We start from the raw sequence: 2,415 nt of genomic DNA, 5'->3' as shown, positions 1-2,415 counted from the left end.
GTAAGCGCCTGGCGAACACATATTGAGCGCGTGCGTTGTCCTCGATAGTGTCCACCACTTTTAGGTGGACACCATGTCGAAGACAGAATTAGCGCCGGTTCCTAAGCGTCGGTCTTATCCGAAGGCGCTGAAGGCCCAGATCGTGGCCCAGTGCGGCCAGCCAGAAACCTCCATTGCCGGCGTGGCGCTGTCACACGGCGTGAACGCGAACCTGGTGCATAAGTGGATTCGCCAGGCCGAACGGCAGGCCCCTGTAGCGCCGGCGTTCGTGCCGGTCGCGTTGCCTGCGGTGCCCTCGTCAGGCCGTCACATCGAGATTCGCTTGTCGCGCGGTCCCGCGCAAGCGACGGTGCAATGGCCCGTGAGTGAAGCGGGCGCATGTGTGGCGTGGCTACGCGAGTGGCTGCGGTGATCCGTGTCGATGCGATCTGGCTGGCCACCGAGCCGCTGGACATGCGCGCCGGCACCGAGACGGCACTGGCCCGGGTGGTGGCCGTGTTCGGTTCGGCCCGTCCGCACCACGCCTATTGCTTCGCAAACCGGCGCGCCAACCGCATGAAGGTGCTGGTACATGACGGGATCGGCGTGTGGCTGGCCGCGCGCCGGCTGAACCGCGGTAAGTTCGTGTGGGCCGATGCGCTGCGCGGCCCCCACGTCGCGGTCGACAGTGAGCAGTGGCAGGCGCTGGTGCTGGGCCTGCCTTGGCAGCATGTGGGCGCGGCAGGCGCGATCTCGGTGTTGTAGCGCCGGACAATCCGGCAAGACGCCAATATCGCCGCGGGGAGCCCTGCGGCATACTGTGGGCCATGAGTACCGCATCCCTGGATCACCTCGACGCACAGCAACTGCGCGCGTTGGCCGAACGCCTGATGGGCGAGGTGGCCGCGCGTGACGCCCAGATAGCGGCGCACGATGCGGTGGTTGCCGAGCGGGATCGCGTACTGCACTTCAAACAGACGCACATCGACCAGCTCATGCAGGAGCTGGCGCTGTACAAGCGCTGGCGTTACGGCAAGCGCAGCGAGCAACTGAACCCTGCGCAGGCAAGCCTTCTGGAAGAAACGATGGATGCCGACATGGCGGCCATCGAAGAGGAAGTCAACGCGCTGCGCGAGGCGATATCCGCCAAGCCTGCGCCGCCGCAAGCGCCGCGCCGCATGCGGTTGCCGCCCGAACTGCCGCGCACCGACATCCATCACGAACCGGCGTCCACGACGTGCCGCTGCGGCTGCGGCTTGAAGCGCATCGGCGAGGACGTCAGCGAGAAGCTGGATTACCTGCCGGGCGTCTTTACGGTCGAACGTCACATCCGCGGCAAATGGGTGTGCGAGCACTGCGAGACGCTCACGCAGGCGCCGGTCCCCGCGCAGGTCATCGACAAGGGCATCCCGACGGCGGGACTTCTGGCGCAGGTGCTGGTGGCCAAGTTCGCCGACCACCTGCCGCTATACCGCCAGGAAGGCATCTTTGCGCGCGCCGCTCTGGCGCTGCCGCGCTCGACGCTGGGCGAGTGGGTCGGCGTATGCGGGCTGCGGTTGCAGCCGCTGGTCGATGCGCTCAAGGCCGAGGTGCTGGGCAAACCCGTGCTGCATGCCGACGAGACGCCAGTGCAGATGCTCAATCCGGGCGCGGGCAAGACGCACCGGGCCTACTTGTGGGCATACACACCGACCTCGTTCGACAGCCTGCGTGCAGTGCTCTACGACTTCGCGCCAAGCCGGGCCGGTGAGCACTGCCGCACGTTCCTGCAAGATTGGCGCGGCAAACTGGTGACCGACGATTATGTGGGCTACAAGGCCGGCTTCGCTGCCGGCATCAAGGAACTTGGCTGCATGGCGCACGCCAGGCGCAAGTTCCATGACCTGCATGCGAGCCACCAGAGCCAGATCGCCGGAGAGGCACTGGATCTGTTCGGCGCGCTCTACGGCGTAGAGCGGGACGTAGCCGACCTGCCTGCCGACGAGCGCAGGCGGATACGTCAGGATCGCGCCAGGCCGATCGCCGAGACCTTGCATCGATGGCTGATCGCGCAGCGCCAGCGCGTGCCCGATGGCTCGGGTACCGCACGCGCCATCGACTACAGCCTCAAGCGCTGGGAGGCGCTCACGCGCTATCTTGATGATGGCGATGCACCGATCGACAACAACTGGGTGGAGAACCAGATCCGGCCCTGGGCGATCGGGCGCTCGAACTGGTTGTTCGCAGGCTCGCTGCGCGGCGGGCAGCGTGCGGCCGCCATCATGAGCCTGATCCAGTCGGCGCGGCTCAATGGGCACGACCCGTACGCCTATCTGAAGGACGTGCTCACGCGCCTGCCCACGCAGAAAAACAGCCAGATCGCTGAGCTGCTGCCGCATCGGTGGCAACCTGCTGCATAAGCAGAACCGTCAAGGGTGTGTTCAGCAGGCGCTTACG

The 2,415-nt window shown here is 66.3% G+C and carries 3 protein-coding genes; all 3 read left to right on the top strand.

The genetic code is table 11. The features are described 5' to 3' along the window. Positions 1 to 73 precede the first annotated feature (73 nt). The 3 genes from tnpA to tnpC all read left to right on the top strand — a co-directional run bounded on the left by tnpA (position 74) and on the right by tnpC (position 2,378). Entirely contained in the window at positions 74 to 412 is a 339-nt protein-coding gene (tnpA, locus tag WBR68_RS31120) for an IS66-like element accessory protein TnpA (RefSeq protein WP_050445554.1), read from the top strand. Beyond that, positions 388 to 744 (top strand): IS66 family insertion sequence element accessory protein TnpB, encoded by a 357-nt coding sequence (gene tnpB / locus WBR68_RS31115; RefSeq protein WP_158218705.1) that lies wholly within the window; start codon positions 388 to 390, stop codon positions 742 to 744. Before tnpA ends, tnpB begins: the two co-directional genes overlap by 25 nt. Positions 745 to 806: 62 nt before the next feature. After that, a complete protein-coding gene (tnpC, locus tag WBR68_RS31110; RefSeq protein WP_050445555.1) occupies positions 807 to 2,378 on the top strand; it encodes an IS66 family transposase in 1,572 nt (523 codons plus the stop codon). Positions 2,379 to 2,415: the final 37 nt, after the last annotated feature.

It is taken from the genome of Achromobacter sp. JD-1, from assembly GCF_038594925.1.
In the GTDB taxonomy this organism is placed as follows: domain Bacteria; phylum Pseudomonadota; class Gammaproteobacteria; order Burkholderiales; family Burkholderiaceae_B; genus Achromobacter; species Achromobacter spanius_C.
This window is presented reverse-complemented; position numbering and strand designations above follow the sequence as displayed.

What these genes read in the sequence shown, in the direction of transcription:
- tnpA (WP_050445554.1), top strand. Translation starts at nt 74, where the DNA reads ATGTCGAAGACAGAATTAGCGCCGGTTCCTAAGCGTCGGTCTTATCCG.
- tnpC (WP_050445555.1), top strand. Translation starts at nt 807, where the DNA reads ATGAGTACCGCATCCCTGGATCACCTCGACGCACAGCAACTGCGCGCG.